The sequence below is a fragment of the Bdellovibrio sp. HAGR004 genome, from assembly GCF_055397015.1.
In genome coordinates this window covers 2,918,505-2,934,683 of sequence record NZ_AP029176.1, presented here as the reverse complement: position 1 = coordinate 2,934,683, position 16,179 = coordinate 2,918,505, and the positions used below count along the sequence as shown (strand labels likewise).

The window sequence follows — 16,179 nt, the reverse complement described above, 5'->3', positions numbered from 1 at the left end:
CGGCGATGGGTCTGGGCAAAAACAAAAGGCCATTGGATAATGATTCCATGGCCTTTTTATTTGTCCTTCTCTTATCGTGGAACGTCAGTGCCGGAGAGCCCGATAATTTTTCTGCGCGCCGGGATTCCAGAGCCGTGGTCGCTAACGCGGAAATCAATAAAGCCATCAATGGTGTTCTGGACATGAATCTGCAGGAGTTCCCCGCAAAGTTCGGGTGTGATCGAAAGAAGTTTTTGGACTTTGTGCAGGACGATCTGGATCGCAATTTACCGCAAGTGTATAAGGCCGTCTATGTGAATGCGCCTGTTGCGGGGCCTCGCTTCGCCCGCGAAGTGCCTTATCGGGCCGGCCGCCCTTACACCGATCTTTACTTCTCCCAATCCTATAAGGTGAACATTAAGGGTCAGACATTCTATATCGGTCTGGATAAGATCGATCACTTTTTCGCGCATGGGGCGACTTATTGGGACATGGTCGGGCAGGATCCGGCCCTGCCCAAGGACAAGGTTAAAAAAGCTTTGGAAGTGGGAGTCCTGCAGGAACAAGCCACGTGGGGATTGCAGCGTCCGGGTGTGAAGTCCTATGCGGATCTGTCAGCCAACTATCAGGGGCTTTATTTCTGGCGGGATCTTTTTGATGGCAAGCCCGCCATTGCCCTTTGTCAGAACGGTCGTTTTGTAAAGAACCGGGAATTTAAGATTGAGGACTACTTCGTGCCATCGATGGATGAAACCATCAATTGCAACAGCTACGCCGATCAGGAGATGTATCAGGCGATAACCACGGTCACCAAGAAGTGGGGACAGAAGTGCCCTGCGGTGGAAGGTCTTTGCGAGGAAATGAAATCCAAAAACGGCGAATTCGCCTCTTTGCTGTTGCATCCGCGCTGTCTGGGCACAGGGACATCGCAAGTGGAAAAGGCCTCGGCCATGACCACGAAGGATGTGCTCGACACCGCTCAGGCGGTGATGGGCGGAGGCGCCAACTATCTGCTCTTTAAGTTGTTCGGCGAAAAGAAAGGGCAAGGTGTGCGATGAGGATTCTTCCAAAATGTGCTGCCGTCGCTGTCAGTTTTTTCGTGCTTTCAGCACAAGGCTCTCTGGATGACGCCAACAAAGTCTGGAAGGATTTCCGGGCTTGCGCCAAACGAACGCCGCAGGATGTATTTGTGTCCTGCGCTCGGGGATATTTGGCTTCCACGCTGGTGATGCCAGAGCAAAATAAGATGATACAGTTTTTGGATATCGGTTATGAGTTCACAGGATTACAGGACTGCACCGAAAAAAACAAAATCCAGCCGACTCAAAAGCGATCTGAGTTTTACTGCATGGAACTGAAAGGCAAAACGAAGAATGGGGAAGGCTATGTGGCCTTCGTCAAGGAATCCGAAGGCCTGAAGATTGAAACAATCAAATTCAAATACTAGGGGAATCAGAGACTACCATCCGCCGTCGGAAGGATCATATTCCAGATCGTAAAGACTGATATCAAAGTAATAGACACGGCCGTGGGCGCGATAGGCAAAACAACCTTTTTTATTTGCACTCAGATTAAATCCAGCCCCCCACCAGAAATATCCACTCACCTCACTGGCCGTATTGGCGGCGCTGGCTGGGTTTTGCACAATGGACATTTCGGCTTGGGTGTGATTTTCGCCCACCAGGTTTCGAGTTCTATGGCGGTGACGAACTCTCGGATCGGGAAGAACCTGATTATTTTCATCAAGCATCTTGAGCTGTTCTGCCGTGTGATACAGGAACTTGATCTGACTGTCGCGGAAAACTTCTTCATAGAACCGGGACATCGCCTGCACAGGGAAGCGGTCGTACTTTTCCTGCATTAACTTCTCGGGAATCAAAAGATGGGAATGTCCCATGTCCGGGAAGAACACAGCATCAACCACATCCAACTGAAGACCTTTTTCGATATGGCGAGCCACTGTTTGCACAAAGGATTCGTCCACCACGACATCTCCGCCTCGGTCGCTATAGTAGGGCAGGCGGATTGTTTGTGTTGATGAATCGAAATAGGCGTTTTTGGAAAGTCTTTTCGGAGACTCATACATTTCCGTAAATTTGAGCAGCATTTCCGGCAGCTCATAGCCCCATTTGAAGTCTTTGGTGTAAAGGGGGTTGACACTGGGGGTACAGCGAGCGGCGATTGCTGCCCGAGTATTGAGCTCTGCACTCTGTGCTTGAACCTGAAGTGTCCCAAAAAGAGACAGAACCACCAATGAGATCATCTTTTTCACTTCATCCTCCTGCCTTGCTGGAGGAATCTCTCCGCAGGTCAACTTATTGGAAGCAAGAAGTACGCCACTCCCTAGAAAATCACGCTGTCGGGAAGTCCCAGACGAGCGGCGATAATACGCACGATCTCACTGGCTGTTTCCTCTAGCGCGCGTTCGGTGACGTTAAACACCGGCCAGCGCCGATTCACCTTAAAGATCTTCTCGGCGTATTCGATTTCTTTGGCGATATGAGACATTGAAGCGTAAGATCCGCCGGGATCCTGACCGAACTTCTCCAGACGGCTTTTGCGAATTCTTTGCAGGGAATCCATATCGATGATCAATCCCACGATCCGGCGCTGATCAATTTTGAAAAGCTCTTCCGGCAGAGGCGTGTCCAGCACCAGCGGCACATTGGCAACCTTCCAGCCCTTGTGGCTAAGGAAGATCGACAGCGGAGTTTTGCTGGTGCGGGAAATTCCGACTAGCACGATGTCAGCTTTGTCCAGCTCTGCAAACGTTTTTCCGTCATCGTGTTTCACCGTGTATTCAATCGCCTCAATGCGTTTGAAGTATCTTTCATCCACCGCACGCAAAGCACCCACGGCGTCTTCGGAATGTTGTCCAAAGAAAGTGTCCAGCGTGGAAAGCAAAGGCCCCAGAAGGTCAAAGTAGGGAATGCCTTTGCCAGAAGCCATTTCCCGGATCTTGGCACGCAGGCCCTGGCTGGCCACGGTGTAGGCCAGCATTCCGCGGCGCTCGAAGCATTCTTCGATCACGGCTTCGGCCTGCGCTTCTGTGCGCACATTTTTACAGCGGATGATGTTGACGTCTTTGGTGGTGTACTGAACCAAGGCCGCACGGATCATCGTTGCGGCGGTTTCACCGGTACTGTCTGAAAGAATATAGATCGTGTAGGTTTGAGAGTCCGTCATTAGTCAGCAAGTCCATTGATCAGAGCTGTGCGAACATTTTCGATATGCTCTTTCAGCCAAAGATCGGCCATTCCCGAAAACAGTAAAAATGCAAAGTCAGGGCTGGCCTTAATTAGCAGGCAGGACGTTTTGTTTTCCGGATCCAGATGCTGCAGTTGCAGTTTGCTCAGCATTTGTTCGGAGTTGGTGGTCAAAACCGAAAGCATATTCATCGGTGGCAGGCGCAGAACGGCTTTGGAGTTGTTTTTTAAAAGCTGAGTGGCCCCTTTATGGAAATAAGCTTGAGCCTTCCATTGAGCATCGTTGTTTTCCAGAAGAACTCCGGCATCAAACAACATCGCCAGTCGGGAAAACACCACAATCGCACGGTCGATATGATCCTCTGGAAGCCCCAGGGAAAGACCGCGCACCAAGGACAGATCTCGGGATGGCTCAAAGTGGGCTGTACGTTCGCTGGCTTCAACCTTCGCCTCAAAATCATTATCCAGAACGGATTCCAAACGCTTCTGCAGGTTTGTGATTTTTGACACGATTGTTTGCGACAGTTTTTCCATGACGTTCTCCCACGCTGATCATTTTATTCTGGGGAGAAACACGCACTTAATCAAGTACGACAGTGAAATCCTGTGCAGGGTGGTGGGCCTGCCAGGCAATCTGAAGGTTCCCGGTACTTTGTCCAGGTGGCAGGAAAATGCGCAAGGTCGGCTCTTTCAGGTTTTTCCAGATGTCGAACACTTCCGCCGTCCAGGCGGCAAGATCCCCGTTCCACGGAAGAACCACGACCCACTTATTGGGCAGCAGTTTTTCAGAGGCGATCATCAAAGGGGCCGAAGATGTGGCAGGTTGAAACGGAGATTCCAGTTCCGCCTCCTGCACAACAGTTTCCACAAACGCGGGAATGGCCGGGCTGTGATGGCGCGAAGATTTGCAAACTTGAAAATTCAGATACCAGTCCAGCTTGGCGGTCCACGGTGACTTTTCCAGATCAGGCACAATCCACAGGTCGGAACCTGGGTTCAGTGCGCTAGCCTGGGAAAGTACGCTGAGTGCCATTAGCGAGCCTTACCGACTTGATCCAGAAGACCGTTGACGAAGCTGCCGGAATCCGATGTGCCATATTTCTTGGCAATTTCCACGGCTTCATTGATGACGATGTTTTCTTTGATCGGATCTGCGGCGAATCGCATTTCATAAACCGCGATGCGAAGAATGTTGCGATCAATTGTGGCCATGCGTTCGACCTTCCAGTGAGCACTGGAGGCTTGAATTTTGGAATCAATGGCGGCTTTCTGCGACTGCACACCGGTCACAAGTTGATCGGCGTAAGAAATCACTTCGGGGTCAAGACTTTGCTCAAACACTTCAAGGAAGGTTTGGTAGCTGATCTGCGGAGCAAACTCAGTTTGAAAGAGGACCTGGAGGGCGAGTTCGCGGGCTTGGCGTCTTGCTGTCAGTTTCATGGTTCGTACTTTTCTCGCTTTCAACAAATGTCATAGCGGTGAGGCTTAATTGTGGATTACTTGCGTCGACAAAATCAAGAAGCTCGGCGTCTTCCAGAGTCTCCACAAATTCCTGAACGTCTTTGAAAGTTCTGTATACACTTGCAAAGCGAATATAGGCAACGTCATCCAGTTGTTTTAGTTCAGCCATGACTTTTTTCCCGATCAGACGGGAAGAGATCTCGGATTCACCGCGGTTGATCACCCAGGCAGAGATCTTTTCCACCACGGCATCAATCTGCGCCAGACTGACCGGGCGCTTTTGACAGGAAGCTTGCAGGCCTTTCAGGATCTTTTCTTTGCTGAACGGTTCACGGCGTCCATCTTTTTTGATGATGAACGGGAAAGCCAGCATGATGGTTTCTACTGTTGAAAAACGAGCCTTGCACTCGAGGCATTCGCGACGGCGGCGAATGCTGCCATCTTTCTGCACTCGGGTATCCAAAACTCTGTCATCAGCATGTCCGCAAAATGGGCATTTCATAGTCTTTAGTCCCGTCTCAAAAGCTAGCCGGAGATTAGGGAGCCGACCGTCTTGAGTCAACGGGTCCAGTGGCTTTGTCTATGTGCGTTATAGACCTTCCGTGGCGGGCTAAAAGCTGGATAGAATAGAGGGCAGAATTGAGGTGCGTGTGAAGACTTTTCTATCGTTGATTTTGCCCTTGTTTGTCGCTTCTGTGGCCACAGCTCAAAATTCCCAGCCTGTCGTTGGACGTGAGGCGGCGGCCAAATACTTCCAGCCCCGTGATCCGGCTGAGTCCTATGGAAACTCGGTGCGAGCGGCTTCTGATCATTACCTGGCTTTGCACTTCGGCCGCTATATGGCATCGCAATCCTATGACTGGGGTAAAAACGGTCAGGAGGACGATGCGGGGAAAAATCAGTTTGGCGTCACTTACCGGGTCGGTGAGTGGTATAACTCCATGGATCTGGCGCTGCGCCTGGATTATTCCGAATTTGAGCTGGCCGATGAAAATCCGACGAAATTATCCTTCCTGCCTTTGATCACTTTCCCTGATGCGTCCTCACGTTTTCCGCTTTATTTCGGTGCGGGGTTGGGCTTGGGTGTGTTCTTTAAACAGGCCTCTGGAAAATCTGCACTGTCTTTGGACTATCAGTTGATCGCAGGCGCTCGTTTCTTTGATATCTTTGAAAATACTGGATTCTTCATCGAAGCTGGTTTAAAAAACCACCTTCTTATTCTGTCCTCGGGGCAGTTCAACGGAACCTTTTTGGCCACTGGCCTGGTATTTACATTTTGAAAATTCATAAGCACCTCGTATCCGAAATCGTTACTGCCCTTGATGAAGTCTTTGAACAGGGCTTCTATGCAGACAAAGTTATTCAGCGTCACCTGAAGGCGAACACGCGCTGGGGTTCCCGCGATCGTCGTTTCTTTGCTGAATCCGTCTACGAAATCGTGCGCTGGGAACGTCTGCTCAGTCACATGGCTGATGACAACGATCTTTGGAAGGTCTGGGGCGCTTACTGGATTCGTCAGGGAAATGAGCTTCCGGACTGGGAAGAGCTGCAGGGTTTGAACCCGGCCGAAGTGATTGCGCGTGAAAAGAATGTGTCTTCTTTTGCCGTGGCTCAGTCGATCCCGGACTGGATGCACGCACGTGGACAGCAGGAATTGGGCGACGAGTGGAAAGACGCCATGCGCGCCCTGAATAAGCCCGCTGAAGTCTATTTGCGCACCAACACCTTGAAAACGACTCCGGATGAACTGATCAAAACGCTAGAGACCGCTGGTATCAACGCCACGAAAGTTTCTCCGGATCTGCCGAATGCTTTGCGATTGGTGGAACGTAAAAACGTATTCATCACCGAGCCATTTAAGAAGGGTTTGTTTGAGGTTCAGGATGCGGCTTCGCAGATGGTGGCGCCTTTGTTGGGAGTTGAACCCGGCCACCGTGTGATTGATGCCTGTGCGGGTGCGGGTGGAAAAAGCCTGCATCTGGCTTCGATGATGAAGAACAAGGGCAAGATCATCTCTCTGGATATTCATGAGTGGAAGCTGCAAGAACTCAAAGTCCGCGCGCGCCGTGACGGGGTGGACATCATCGAAACGCGTTTGATTGATTCCAATAAGGTGATCAAACGACTGTACGATACTGCCGATCGCCTGCTTTTGGATGTGCCTTGTTCAGGGATGGGTGTTTTGCGCCGCAACCCTGACAGCAAGTGGAAGCTGAGCAATGAAGAGATCGACCGTCTGCACGGTTTGCAGTACGAGATCCTGACAGGTTATTGCAAGATGACCAAAAAAGGCGGGCAGATGGTTTATGCGACCTGCAGTCTGTTCCCGAGTGAAAACGAAAAGCAGATTGAAAAGTTCATGAGCGAGCACGGGTCTGACTGGACTTTGCTCAAGCAGATTCATGTGCGCCCGGATAAAGAGGGCTATGACGGCTTCTATGCCGCCCTTCTTCAGCGTAACAAATAACCGGACCTTTCTGGACCCTGACTGGCCTTGGGGTCCTAATCAATTCTTCCGATAGAAAAGCTGTGAGACTATTGTTGCCGCTGCTTTTTTTGATCGTATCAAGCACCGCCCGTGCCGGCTTTTTGCTGGAAGTGGGGGGGACCTATATGGGGGACACCCTTTCCACCTCTGAAACTCTAACCTCAACGAAGTATTTTTATAATCTCGGGGGGCTTTTCAGTCTGAAAAAGAATATCTGGGGTGGGTGGAACTACTCGGGCATTTCTCATACGGACAAGGACACGGCGACCACGACCTACAGTTCTACCGACACGGGACCTTATCTGAAGTGGCAGTTCGGGCGCAATCAGCTTTACAGCCTGAGCATGGCCTACAATATTCTGAGCAAGGGCAAATTTTCCGATGGCACCACCACAGAAGAGTGGACGGGGACCAGCATGTGGTTTCAGTTCGGTGTCATGCCAGAAGTGCGCGAAGGCTTCCATTTGGGGGCATCACTGAATTACTATTTAGCCACTTATTCGAAGAAGACTGTTTCTGGAGTGGAATCGAACGATTCGAACTCGAAATCCTGGATTTTCCCTATGCTTACGCTCACTAAGCAGTGGTAACGCAGCGCAGAAGATTAAATAGTTAGCAGTTGGGCTTTTTCGTTTGAAAGCTCGTATTTGCCTTGATATGACCCCTGCCAACGAAACAAGGGGGTCCAAATGATTCGTTCTCTAATCGCAGCGGCGTTGACACTGGGTATGGCGTCTTCCGCTTTTGCTACTGATAAAGCTTACTTCGAAATCAAAAAAGTCACAGTTCGTGACGTGACTGAGCAGTATCCGCAAATGGATACGTTTGCCAAAGGTGCAAACGGTTTGTCTCAGGATTGCAACTCTCAACGTCCATTGCGCGTGAAATTCACTGGCGAAAGCGATATCGCGAACGAAGTGAATCCATTGAATGCAATTGAGTTGATCGTGGATCAAATCATCAACATCGGTAAAAAAATCTTCGCAGTTATCAACGCCGGTAAATCTGTTGTTAACTTGAAAATGGACACTGCCAATGCTCTTCCTGCTGGTTTGACTTGCTGGTCTGACCTTCATGGCTGGAATGTTCCTCAGTCCAAAGTTTACAATGTAGTTTATGAAAACGGCTTCGGCATGGCTGTTGTCGATTTCTCTTACCGTGTAACTTACACTGCCGGTGGTTCTGCTGATGGAGTTGGTAAATACATCACAAACGCGACATTCATGCCTGCAAACCTTTCTGTTGCTTGGGGCTTCAACTTCGACGCAACAGCCGTGATCCCTTCTGTATTCAACACAGGTACAAAACGTGATCCTGTAGCTGGTATGCAAATGAACATGGAGTGGAAAGCCACTTCTCCAATGGCCTACGAGCAAGCGACTGAGTCGTACTTCGTAAGCGGCGAAAACAAATTGATCCAGTTGGATTAAAACCGTGAAAAAGGCCCGTCTGACTTCGTTGTCGGGCCTTTTGCTTCACTCCGGCGTACTTTGAGTACGCCTCCGATACGCAAAAAACCCTCCGCCTTGCATACGAACCTTTTTGACGGTTTTCTGCTTGGGGAGGGTTTCGTCTTCTTAGAAGAAGATCTTGATTCCTGACCTGATCCCTGTGCGATCGGTGACTGTGTCATCCGTCGCGGCAGGGATTTTTGTTTTCTGGCTCTCCTTAAACCAGCTTCCGAAGATCCGGACGGCTTTAAAGTCTATAAAAAGCCCGGCTTCGGCCCGATTTCCTTCGACATCTCCCAAATCATCCGTGGAGGTGGGAAGGAAATAACGATATTTTCCGTCGATTCCGAAATACTTGGTTAAATACACCTGCAGTGAAACCTGCCCAAACTGCTGGGACAGGCGGTCTCCGGTGCCTTCGCGTGTGCGCAGACCGTAATGGATAGTAAAAGCGGTGTTTTGGATCGAGTTCCCCAGCAGGCGGATGTTGAGCATTCCACCGAGGTCGCTGAAGTTTTCTTCCGTGTTGTTTTCATATTCGCCGGTCAGGCCGACAAACTGGGCATAGGCGGAAACCTCACCGCTGTACGAGACGTGAGATTCGCTCGTGCCTGAACCTTCTACTTCCGTTTTGAAAGAGTTGTAGGTGCCTCCCAGAGCGAACTCATAGGGGGAGGGTGAGTTGACCGACAGCCACATGTCCATCATGCGGTTGCGGTTTTTGGTCTCCATCCACTCAGACAGAGACCAGCGGCCCTTTTCCCGGGCGGCGGCTCGCTTGGTGAAATCAATCCCGCTGCCCCAGCGGCTGGCACTTTGTGCCTCGGCCAGAGACACGGTCAAAATAATGCAGAGTAGAAGCACAGATGAAAACCTAGACATACCCCTATTTTCTCGCTTTTATGGTCCCAGGTCCATAGAGCGTCTCAAATCAGGTAGATCACGATGTCGTGAGTGCATCACTTTGCGACGTGGACTAAGAATTAGTTTTACAAAAAGAAGGATATCCTGTGGTTCATGATTTCGATCCCTTTGCATTAAGAATTTCCGGAGACTTTGGCGTTCGCTGGTATGGTCTGTCGTACATGATGGGTTTTATCTGCGCCTATCTGCTGATCACCTGGTTGGTGCGCAGACAGCGTGCAGGCATGACAGCGCAAATGGTGGGCGATTTTATCACCTACGCCGCCATCGGAACCCTGGTGGGCGGTCGTTTGGGTTATGTCTTGTTCTATGGCCCGGATCTGTTTTTGAAATTCAAAGCAACCTTCCCGTACTGGGGTGTCCTGGCGGTGAACGAAGGTGGGATGGCCAGCCACGGTGGTATAATCGGTATCGTGATCGCTTGTTGGTTGTATGCACGCAAGTACTCCGTGAACACTCTTTATCTCTTTGACCTAGTGGCTGTCAGCGGTCCGGTCGGTGTGTTCTTCGGTCGTATCGCGAATTTCATCAACGGTGAGCTGGTGGGTCGTCCTTGCGATCCGACTTATCCTTTGGCAGTGAAGTTTCCGCAGGACATCACAAGCTGGCCCTCTCAGGAAGCCGGCAAGTTGTCCGAGCTGGTTCCGGTTGTTGAGAAAATCGGCGTGGGCCGCGAGCAGTGGTTGGAACTCATCGATAAATTCCGCTTCGACATGGGCGCGCGTGATCAGCTTTATTCCATTTTGAATAAGGTGATCGAGTCCATTCAGGATGGCAACACGGCGGCCAAAGAGGCGATTGCACCGTTGCTGACCCCCCGTTATCCATCGCAACTGTTCGCCGCAGTGGGCGAGGGGCTGGTGATCTTCCTGTTCTTGTTCTTCTTGTGGAGAAAGCCTCGCAAGCCCGGCTTCATTGCGGCTTGCTTTATCCTGATTTACGCGGTGGTGCGTGTAGTGGATGAACACTTCCGTATGCCAGATGCACACATCGGATTCCAGGCTTTGGGGCTGACCCGCGGTCAGTGGTTGAGCTTGGTGATGTTTGTCGTTGGTTTGATCATGATGTTTGTCTGGACGCGAGCAAGTTCTTTGAAGATCTCCGGCTGGAGTAAGGGACACTCGATCAAGTTGAATCGCAAGTAAAAGCATCAAAGCCACCTCCCGGTGGCTTTTTTGTTTCTGAAATAAACGAGGTAATGCAGTGAAATCTGTCATGATGGAAAAGAACGATATTATGATTGTGGGCATTGAAGTGCGTACCAGCAACCAGGCGGAAATGAACGGGGCGGGTAGGATTGGTGCTCATTGGCAGAGGTTTTTTCAGGAAAATGTAGCGGGACAGATCGTTAACGCCGTTTCGGATGACGTCTTTGCGATTTATACGGATTATGAAAGTGATGTGAATGGCGAATACTCGTTTGTGCTTGGGAAGCAGGTCGGCTCATTCGCGGACGTTCCTGCAGGATTGGTGTCAAAGGTTCTGCCAGCTTCCAGGTATTCCGTATTCACCACCCCGAAAGGTCCGATGCCGAACGTGGTGATCGAGGCATGGCAGCATATTTGGAGCTTGTCAGCCACGCAGTTGGGTGGCGAGCGTGCTTATCGTGCGGACTTTGAAGTGTACGATCACAGAAGTGCTGATCCGGGCAACACGCAGATAGAGATCTTTATTTCTGTAAAATAGCTCAACAGAGTCTTTTCACGACCGACCTTTCGCGGTAGCCTTTTTGAGAAGGAGAAATCACCATGATCGTCAGACTTGTCATGTCCGTGTTGTTGTTGGGATGGCTTTCGTTAAGTCCGTCAAAGGCTTGGGCTTTGGATTTTGACAAGGACGAGGGGATGTCCCGGGAAACTCTAGTGGCCTCTTTGAAAAAGAACACTCGTCTGAATCAGGAACAGATTGATCAGTTGGTTTTGACCTTGCAACAGCAATTCAAGGTTGATTCGGATCAGAAGATTCCCATCAAAGGTTATCTTTATGCGCATGGCATGAACGGGGCTCTTTTGATGGATCACGACGTGTGGACCTTTGATGCTGCGTTTCTGGTGCCAGGAACTGACGAAGTGGTGCGGATCCCTGAGATGTATTTGTGTGACTTCAAAAACGGCGGACTCAAGTTTGAGATTGCGTACAAGTGGATGTTCAGCTTCATTCCCAGCGGGGTGAATATCAGCGAACTCAACGGTGCGGTTTATGGCCGGGGGGTCGGCGTCGTCGCGGAAGCTTTTCTGGGGCTTGAGGGTTCTTGGTTGCCAGCTCAGAATAGGGTGAATGACTTATTTCACGTCGCCGTGAAGCTGGGGTTTGGTGGGGGAATCGTCTTCCCGAAAATGGAATTCAAACTGCGAAATATCAAGTAAGAAAGAATCAAAAAAACCCGCTTTTCAAAGCGGGTTTTTTCTTTCGTAGGATTTAAATGGAAAACGGAAAGGTCTTCAGTTCCTCGCGGGAAATTTCTTTTTGTTCCCCGGTGGAGAAGTTCTTCACCGTCACAGTTTTATTTGTGACTTCGTTGCCTCCCAAAATCAAAGCATAGTGGGCACCGGCTTTGTTGGCCTTTTGCATTTTCTTACCCATTTTGCCGGACAGGAAGTTTTCAGCTTTCAGGCCGCGGCTGCGAATTTCATGGGCGACTTTCACGCTTTCATCCTCACCCTGGTCATCCGCGCCAATCACAGCCACCAGAACTTCGGGCTTCACCGCCAGCTCTTTAGGAACTAGATCGGCCAAACGGTCGATGCCCGCAGCCCATCCCACACCCGGAGTTTTCGGCCCACCCATGGTTTCAATCAAACCATCGTAACGACCCCCTGCCAAAACAGTCCCCTGTGCGCCCAGTTTGGACGTGGTGAACTCAAAAACGGTGTGGCAGTAATAGTCCAGGCCGCGCACAAGGTGATTGTTCACCTTGTAAGGGATGCCGAGCTTTTCAATCCCTGCCAGAACCTTTTTGAAGAAGTCCTGAGAAGTCTGATTCAAGGATTGTTCAAGTTTCGGGGCATTGGCGTTTAGTTTTTTATCGCCCTCGTCTTTGGAGTCCAAAATGCGCAGAGGATTTTTCTCCAGACGCATTTTGCTATCCTCGGAAAGTTGATCCTTGTGAGTTGTAAAGTATTGAACAAGGGTGTCGCGGTAAGCCGCGCGGCTTTCGGCGTCACCCAGCGTATTGATTTCCAGTGTGCAGTCCTCAGAAATGCCGATTTGTTTCAGCAGATCCCACGCCAGGGCAATGCACTCCACGTCGGCCAATGGGGATTCGTAACCTAAACACTCCGCGCCCAATTGGTAAAATTGGCGATAACGTCCTTTTTGTGGTCGCTCATAACGAAACATCGGGCCGGAATAATAGAACTTCAAAGGAAGATTCTGCATCATGCCTTCAGAGATAAAAGAGCGAGCCACACCAGCAGTGCCCTCGGGACGCAGGGTCAATTTCTCTCCACCACGATCTGTAAAATCATACGTCTCTTTATTAACAACATCAGAGGTTTCGCCCAAAGTGCGGTGAAAAACGTCAGAAAACTCGAAAATTGGGGTTTCGATCTCGCCGTAGCCGTACAGAAGTGCCTTTTTATAGGCGGATTCTTCGACAAATCGGAAAAGAAGGTTGTCTTCAGGAAGAAGATCTCGAGTGCCGCGGACACTTTGAATTTTGCTGCTCATAAAATTGGCCCTTTTTTGACTAACAAGTACTCGTTATAGCAGAGGCTCGGGCGCTGCGCAAAGCTATTGCATTTAATGGGGGCAGAGTCTTTAATGGAAATATGAAGAAGTGGGTTTTAGCAGGAATTTTCATTTTGGTGGCCGTGACAGCCGCAGTTGTTTATCAGCTGGCAGGCTCTGGTGGAGCTGTTTTAAACGGTGTCGAAGTGGATTGGCGGTTGCTCGGTGAAATGGATTATATCACCGGGAATTCTTCTTCAGAGTTGAAGGCACTGGATGGGAAAACGGTGAAAATTCCGGGTTTCATGGTTCCTTTGGAGGACAATCAAAAAGAAGTGGTGGAGTTTCTGCTGGTGCCAAGTCCTCAAGCCTGTATTCACGTGCCGCCACCTCCTCCGAATCAAATGGTCTATGTGAAAATGAAAAAGGGAACCGATGCGGCCATTGGCCCGATTTGGGTTCACGGAACTTTGAATCTAGTCACTAAGAAATCTATGTATGGGGATGCGTCCTTCGAGCTGATCGGAGAGGCCATCGAACCGTATAAATAAAAACCCTCAAGGAGGTCTTTGTGTTAAAAGTTCTTCTCTTGTCATTGATGGCATTGGCGCACACGGAACATGGAGCTCATGTTCATGGCGCGGGAAAAGTCAGTATCGCCTTTGACGGTAAAAAAGGCAAAGTGGAGTTCCATGCTCCATCCGAAGCGATTTACGGCTTCGAGCATTCCGCAAAAAGCAAAAAAGACAAACAGAAAAAAGAGGAAGGTCTGGCCAAGCTCGACAACATGGCCGAGATGATGGTCTTTGATCCTTCGCTGAAATGCGAAGTGAAAAAAGAGATCTTTGAAGTCATCGAACAAAAAAGCCATTCCGACGTCGAAGCAGAGTTTGCTGTGAATTGTGAGGCGCCGGTGGCGGGTAGCACGGTGACCTTCAACTTTCAGAAGTTTTATCCTCGCCTGAAGAAGGTGCAGGTCGAAGTTCTTGTGGACCAGGTGCAAAAATCTCTGGAAGTGAAAAAGAACGGAGAAAGTCTTGAGCTCAAGTAGTGAATTGATCACCCTGAGAGATCTGACCTACACATACAGTGGGCAGATAACTCCCACGTTGCACGTTCCTGAGTTCCGGGTGAACAAAGGCGAAGAGCTGTTTTTGTACGGTCCCAGCGGAACAGGGAAAACCACCTTGCTGGAAATTCTGGCCGGGGTTCTGCGCCCGACCTCGGGTTCGGTCGAGATTCTGGGGCAGGATCTGGCAAAAATGTCCGATGCCCAGCGTGATTCCTTCCGTGCCGAGCATATGGGTTATGTCTTTCAAAGCTTCAATTTGATCCCTTATCTTTCCGTGCAGGAAAACATCGAACTTCCATTACATTTAAGTGCGTCCCGCAAGGCTCGTCTGGGCACTGTGGATACCGAGATGGTGATCCGTGCGTTATGCGGCAATCTGGGGATTGCGGACCTTCTGGAAAAGAAGGTCACTGAGCTGAGTGTCGGGCAGCAGCAGCGTGTGGCTGTGGCCCGAGCCTTGTTAGGAAAACCGGATCTGATTCTGGCGGATGAACCGACTTCGGCTCTGGATGCGGATCATCGCGAAAAGTTCCTGAAACTGATGTTCGAACTTTCCGAGCTGTATGGCACCACGGTGATTTTTGTATCCCATGACCGCAGCATTGAAAAACTATTCAGTCGTTCTCTTTCTTTAGAATCCATTAACAAGGTTGTGTGATGGTCTTTTTGAAGTTGGCAATCAAGTCTTTGCAGAATCGGGCGTTTGCGACAACGCTTACGGTGATTTCCATTGCTTTAAGTGTGGCCTTGCTGTTGACCGTCGAACGTGCCAAGCGGGCTGCGGAGGAAGGTTTCACACAGACAATCAGTAAAACAGATCTGATTGTCGGGGCTCGCAGTGGTCCATTGCAGTTGATTCTGTACACTGTGTTTAATATGGGAAATGCGACCCATAATATCTCCTACGAGACTTACGAAAAAGTCCGCGCCAACCCGGCGATAGAATGGACGATTCCGTATTCTTTGGGAGACGGGCATCGTGGATTCCGTGTTGTCGGAACCACCCAGGATTTCTTTAAGTACTATCACTATCGTGGGGATCGCAAAGTCACTTTGGCCGAAGGGCAGGAGTTCAACGACCTTTGGGATGTGGTTGTCGGTGCCGAGGTGGCTCGCAAACTGGGTTACAAGCTGGGTGATCGTGTGGTGGTGACTCACGGGGTGACCAAGGGTGAAGGCATTCTTCAGCACGATGATCGTCCGTTTAAGATTTCCGGAATTTTAGAAGCTACGGGAACGCCACTGGACCGCGCGGTTTATATGTCCCTGCAGGGGATGGAGGCTTTGCACATTGACTGGCAGGATGGCTCAGCCCCTTCGCCGGATAAAATCGTGCCTCACAACCAGCTAAGTAAAGAGACCCTGCCTGTGCACACAATCACGGCCTTTTTTGTCGGGGCGAAGTCCCGCATTGAAACTTTGAAGTTGCAGCGGGAAATCAACACCTACAAGGAAGAGCCCTTGCTGGCGATCATCCCCGGGGCGACTTTGAGTGAGCTTTGGAATGGTCTGTCCTATGTCGAAGGCGTACTTCGCATGATTTCCTGGATGGTGGTCGTTGTCGGATTTATGGCGATGTTGATTGCGTTGACGACGACCCTGAATGAACGCCGTCGTGAGATGGCCATCTTGCGCGCTGTTGGTGCGAAGTCCACACAGATTGTCGGGTTGTTGGTTTTTGAGTCCGCTCTTTTGACCGCCGTGGGTGTTTTCTCTGGGGTGGTTTTGTCAGTTGGTCTGGTGGCGGCTTTGAAGCCTTGGATCGAGACTGAATTTGGTCTTTATCTGGTGGGGCCGTGGTTTACACGTTCTGAGTTGGTCTATCTGTTGATTACTTTGGTGGGGGGAACGGTGATTGGCCTGATACCGGCTCTGCGCGCTCAGAAGCTGGCTTTGAAAGACGGCCTTAGCGTTCGTACCTAAAGAAAA

Annotated in this window: 21 protein-coding genes; 13 read left to right on the top strand and 8 right to left on the bottom strand. The window is 50.2% G+C overall.

Annotation, left to right across the window (positions count from 1 at the left end; translation table 11 throughout):
- Positions 1-5: 5 nt before the first annotated feature.
- Together ACZ5ZV_RS14610 and ACZ5ZV_RS14605 are read left to right on the top strand one after the other, a co-directional pair.
- A complete protein-coding gene (locus ACZ5ZV_RS14610) occupies positions 6-1,037 on the top strand; it encodes a hypothetical protein (protein WP_464117928.1) in 1,032 nt (343 codons plus the stop codon).
- Positions 1,034-1,426, top strand: coding sequence for a hypothetical protein (locus tag ACZ5ZV_RS14605; RefSeq protein ID WP_464117927.1), 393 nt, complete (start codon positions 1,034-1,036; stop codon positions 1,424-1,426). Before ACZ5ZV_RS14610 ends, ACZ5ZV_RS14605 begins: the two co-directional genes overlap by 4 nt.
- A gap of 12 nt (positions 1,427-1,438) precedes the next feature.
- Here the strand turns inward: ACZ5ZV_RS14605 and ACZ5ZV_RS14600 are convergent, their stop codons facing one another.
- The 6 genes from ACZ5ZV_RS14600 to nrdR form a co-directional block, all read right to left on the bottom strand.
- Positions 1,439-2,251 carry a hypothetical protein gene (locus ACZ5ZV_RS14600; protein ID WP_464117926.1) on the bottom strand — a complete coding sequence of 271 codons (813 nt, stop codon included), beginning with the start codon at positions 2,249-2,251 and terminating at the stop codon, positions 1,439-1,441.
- Positions 2,252-2,322: 71 nt separating this feature from the next.
- Positions 2,323-3,165, bottom strand: coding sequence for a pyruvate, water dikinase regulatory protein (locus ACZ5ZV_RS14595; protein WP_347357236.1), 843 nt, complete (start codon positions 3,163-3,165; stop codon positions 2,323-2,325).
- On the bottom strand, positions 3,165-3,719 hold the full coding sequence (locus ACZ5ZV_RS14590) for a GTP cyclohydrolase (RefSeq protein ID WP_464117925.1): 555 nt from the start codon (positions 3,717-3,719) through the stop codon (positions 3,165-3,167). The genes ACZ5ZV_RS14595 and ACZ5ZV_RS14590 overlap by 1 nt, the downstream gene beginning before the upstream one ends.
- 46 nt (positions 3,720-3,765) lie before the next feature.
- On the bottom strand, positions 3,766-4,218 hold the full coding sequence (locus ACZ5ZV_RS14585) for a hypothetical protein (protein WP_464117923.1): 453 nt from the start codon (positions 4,216-4,218) through the stop codon (positions 3,766-3,768).
- On the bottom strand, positions 4,218-4,625 hold the full coding sequence (gene nusB, locus ACZ5ZV_RS14580; protein ID WP_464117922.1) for a transcription antitermination factor NusB: 408 nt from the start codon (positions 4,623-4,625) through the stop codon (positions 4,218-4,220). Before nusB ends, ACZ5ZV_RS14585 begins: the two co-directional genes overlap by 1 nt.
- Entirely contained in the window at positions 4,564-5,148 is a 585-nt protein-coding gene (gene nrdR / locus ACZ5ZV_RS14575; RefSeq protein ID WP_011163623.1) for a transcriptional regulator NrdR, read from the bottom strand. Before nrdR ends, nusB begins: the two co-directional genes overlap by 62 nt.
- 148 nt (positions 5,149-5,296) lie before the next feature.
- On the opposite strand from nrdR, the gene ACZ5ZV_RS14570 reads away from it, so the two are divergent.
- The 4 genes from ACZ5ZV_RS14570 to ACZ5ZV_RS14555 all read left to right on the top strand — a co-directional run bounded on the left by ACZ5ZV_RS14570 (position 5,297) and on the right by ACZ5ZV_RS14555 (position 8,564).
- Positions 5,297-5,926, top strand: a complete 630-nt coding sequence (locus tag ACZ5ZV_RS14570) for an acyloxyacyl hydrolase (protein ID WP_464117921.1) — start codon at positions 5,297-5,299, stop codon at positions 5,924-5,926.
- On the top strand, positions 5,923-7,113 hold the full coding sequence (locus tag ACZ5ZV_RS14565) for an RsmB/NOP family class I SAM-dependent RNA methyltransferase (RefSeq protein WP_464117920.1): 1,191 nt from the start codon (positions 5,923-5,925) through the stop codon (positions 7,111-7,113). The genes ACZ5ZV_RS14570 and ACZ5ZV_RS14565 overlap by 4 nt, the downstream gene beginning before the upstream one ends.
- Before the next feature lie 62 nt (positions 7,114-7,175).
- Positions 7,176-7,724: a hypothetical protein gene (locus ACZ5ZV_RS14560; RefSeq protein ID WP_464117919.1), complete on the top strand. Its 549-nt coding sequence runs from the start codon at positions 7,176-7,178 to the stop codon at positions 7,722-7,724.
- A 99-nt stretch (positions 7,725-7,823) separates the two neighbouring features.
- Positions 7,824-8,564 (top strand): hypothetical protein, encoded by a 741-nt coding sequence (locus tag ACZ5ZV_RS14555; RefSeq protein WP_464117918.1) that lies wholly within the window; start codon positions 7,824-7,826, stop codon positions 8,562-8,564.
- A 147-nt stretch (positions 8,565-8,711) separates the two neighbouring features.
- On the opposite strand, the gene ACZ5ZV_RS14550 is transcribed toward ACZ5ZV_RS14555, so the two are convergent.
- Positions 8,712-9,449, bottom strand: coding sequence for a hypothetical protein (locus ACZ5ZV_RS14550; protein ID WP_464117917.1), 738 nt, complete (start codon positions 9,447-9,449; stop codon positions 8,712-8,714).
- A gap of 146 nt (positions 9,450-9,595) precedes the next feature.
- Between ACZ5ZV_RS14550 and lgt the strand changes: the two genes are divergently transcribed.
- From lgt to ACZ5ZV_RS14535, 3 genes are all read left to right on the top strand, one after another.
- Positions 9,596-10,654, top strand: coding sequence for a prolipoprotein diacylglyceryl transferase (gene lgt / locus ACZ5ZV_RS14545; protein WP_464117915.1), 1,059 nt, complete (start codon positions 9,596-9,598; stop codon positions 10,652-10,654).
- 58 nt (positions 10,655-10,712) lie between these two features.
- Complete coding sequence (locus tag ACZ5ZV_RS14540; protein WP_464117913.1) at positions 10,713-11,195, top strand: GyrI-like domain-containing protein; 483 nt, start codon at positions 10,713-10,715, stop codon at positions 11,193-11,195.
- A 62-nt stretch (positions 11,196-11,257) separates the two neighbouring features.
- Positions 11,258-11,875, top strand: coding sequence for a hypothetical protein (locus tag ACZ5ZV_RS14535; RefSeq protein WP_464117911.1), 618 nt, complete (start codon positions 11,258-11,260; stop codon positions 11,873-11,875).
- 52 nt (positions 11,876-11,927) lie between these two features.
- On the opposite strand, the gene hisS is transcribed toward ACZ5ZV_RS14535, so the two are convergent.
- Positions 11,928-13,178, bottom strand: coding sequence for a histidine--tRNA ligase (gene hisS, locus ACZ5ZV_RS14530; protein WP_464117910.1), 1,251 nt, complete (start codon positions 13,176-13,178; stop codon positions 11,928-11,930).
- Positions 13,179-13,279: 101 nt separating this feature from the next.
- Here hisS and ACZ5ZV_RS14525 point away from each other — a divergent pair, with 101 nt between their 5' ends.
- From ACZ5ZV_RS14525 to ACZ5ZV_RS14510, 4 genes are read left to right on the top strand one after another with little or no spacing between them, the layout of a single operon-like run.
- Positions 13,280-13,729: a DUF3299 domain-containing protein gene (locus tag ACZ5ZV_RS14525; RefSeq protein WP_464117908.1), complete on the top strand. Its 450-nt coding sequence runs from the start codon at positions 13,280-13,282 to the stop codon at positions 13,727-13,729.
- Positions 13,730-13,749: 20 nt separating this feature from the next.
- Positions 13,750-14,229: a ZrgA family zinc uptake protein gene (locus ACZ5ZV_RS14520; RefSeq protein WP_464117906.1), complete on the top strand. Its 480-nt coding sequence runs from the start codon at positions 13,750-13,752 to the stop codon at positions 14,227-14,229.
- The gene (locus ACZ5ZV_RS14515; RefSeq protein ID WP_464117904.1) at positions 14,216-14,908 is read left to right on the top strand and encodes an ABC transporter ATP-binding protein; all 693 of its coding nucleotides are present in this window, start codon (positions 14,216-14,218) and stop codon (positions 14,906-14,908) included. The genes ACZ5ZV_RS14520 and ACZ5ZV_RS14515 overlap by 14 nt, the downstream gene beginning before the upstream one ends.
- Complete coding sequence (locus ACZ5ZV_RS14510) at positions 14,908-16,173, top strand: ABC transporter permease (protein ID WP_464121424.1); 1,266 nt, start codon at positions 14,908-14,910, stop codon at positions 16,171-16,173. The genes ACZ5ZV_RS14515 and ACZ5ZV_RS14510 overlap by 1 nt, the downstream gene beginning before the upstream one ends.
- The last annotated feature ends 6 nt before the right edge of the window (positions 16,174-16,179 follow it).

What these genes read in the sequence shown, in the direction of transcription:
- ACZ5ZV_RS14610 (WP_464117928.1), top strand. Translation starts at nt 6, where the DNA reads ATGGGTCTGGGCAAAAACAAAAGGCCATTGGATAATGATTCCATGGCC.
- ACZ5ZV_RS14605 (WP_464117927.1), top strand. Translation starts at nt 1,034, where the DNA reads ATGAGGATTCTTCCAAAATGTGCTGCCGTCGCTGTCAGTTTTTTCGTG.
- ACZ5ZV_RS14595 (WP_347357236.1), bottom strand. Translation starts at nt 3,165, where the DNA reads ATGACGGACTCTCAAACCTACACGATCTATATTCTTTCAGACAGTACC.
- ACZ5ZV_RS14590 (WP_464117925.1), bottom strand. Translation starts at nt 3,719, where the DNA reads ATGGAAAAACTGTCGCAAACAATCGTGTCAAAAATCACAAACCTGCAG.
- ACZ5ZV_RS14585 (WP_464117923.1), bottom strand. Translation starts at nt 4,218, where the DNA reads ATGGCACTCAGCGTACTTTCCCAGGCTAGCGCACTGAACCCAGGTTCC.
- nusB (WP_464117922.1), bottom strand. Translation starts at nt 4,625, where the DNA reads ATGAAACTGACAGCAAGACGCCAAGCCCGCGAACTCGCCCTCCAGGTC.
- nrdR (WP_011163623.1), bottom strand. Translation starts at nt 5,148, where the DNA reads ATGAAATGCCCATTTTGCGGACATGCTGATGACAGAGTTTTGGATACC.
- ACZ5ZV_RS14555 (WP_464117918.1), top strand. Translation starts at nt 7,824, where the DNA reads ATGATTCGTTCTCTAATCGCAGCGGCGTTGACACTGGGTATGGCGTCT.
- ACZ5ZV_RS14535 (WP_464117911.1), top strand. Translation starts at nt 11,258, where the DNA reads ATGATCGTCAGACTTGTCATGTCCGTGTTGTTGTTGGGATGGCTTTCG.
- hisS (WP_464117910.1), bottom strand. Translation starts at nt 13,178, where the DNA reads ATGAGCAGCAAAATTCAAAGTGTCCGCGGCACTCGAGATCTTCTTCCT.
- ACZ5ZV_RS14525 (WP_464117908.1), top strand. Translation starts at nt 13,280, where the DNA reads ATGAAGAAGTGGGTTTTAGCAGGAATTTTCATTTTGGTGGCCGTGACA.
- ACZ5ZV_RS14510 (WP_464121424.1), top strand. Translation starts at nt 14,908, where the DNA reads ATGGTCTTTTTGAAGTTGGCAATCAAGTCTTTGCAGAATCGGGCGTTT.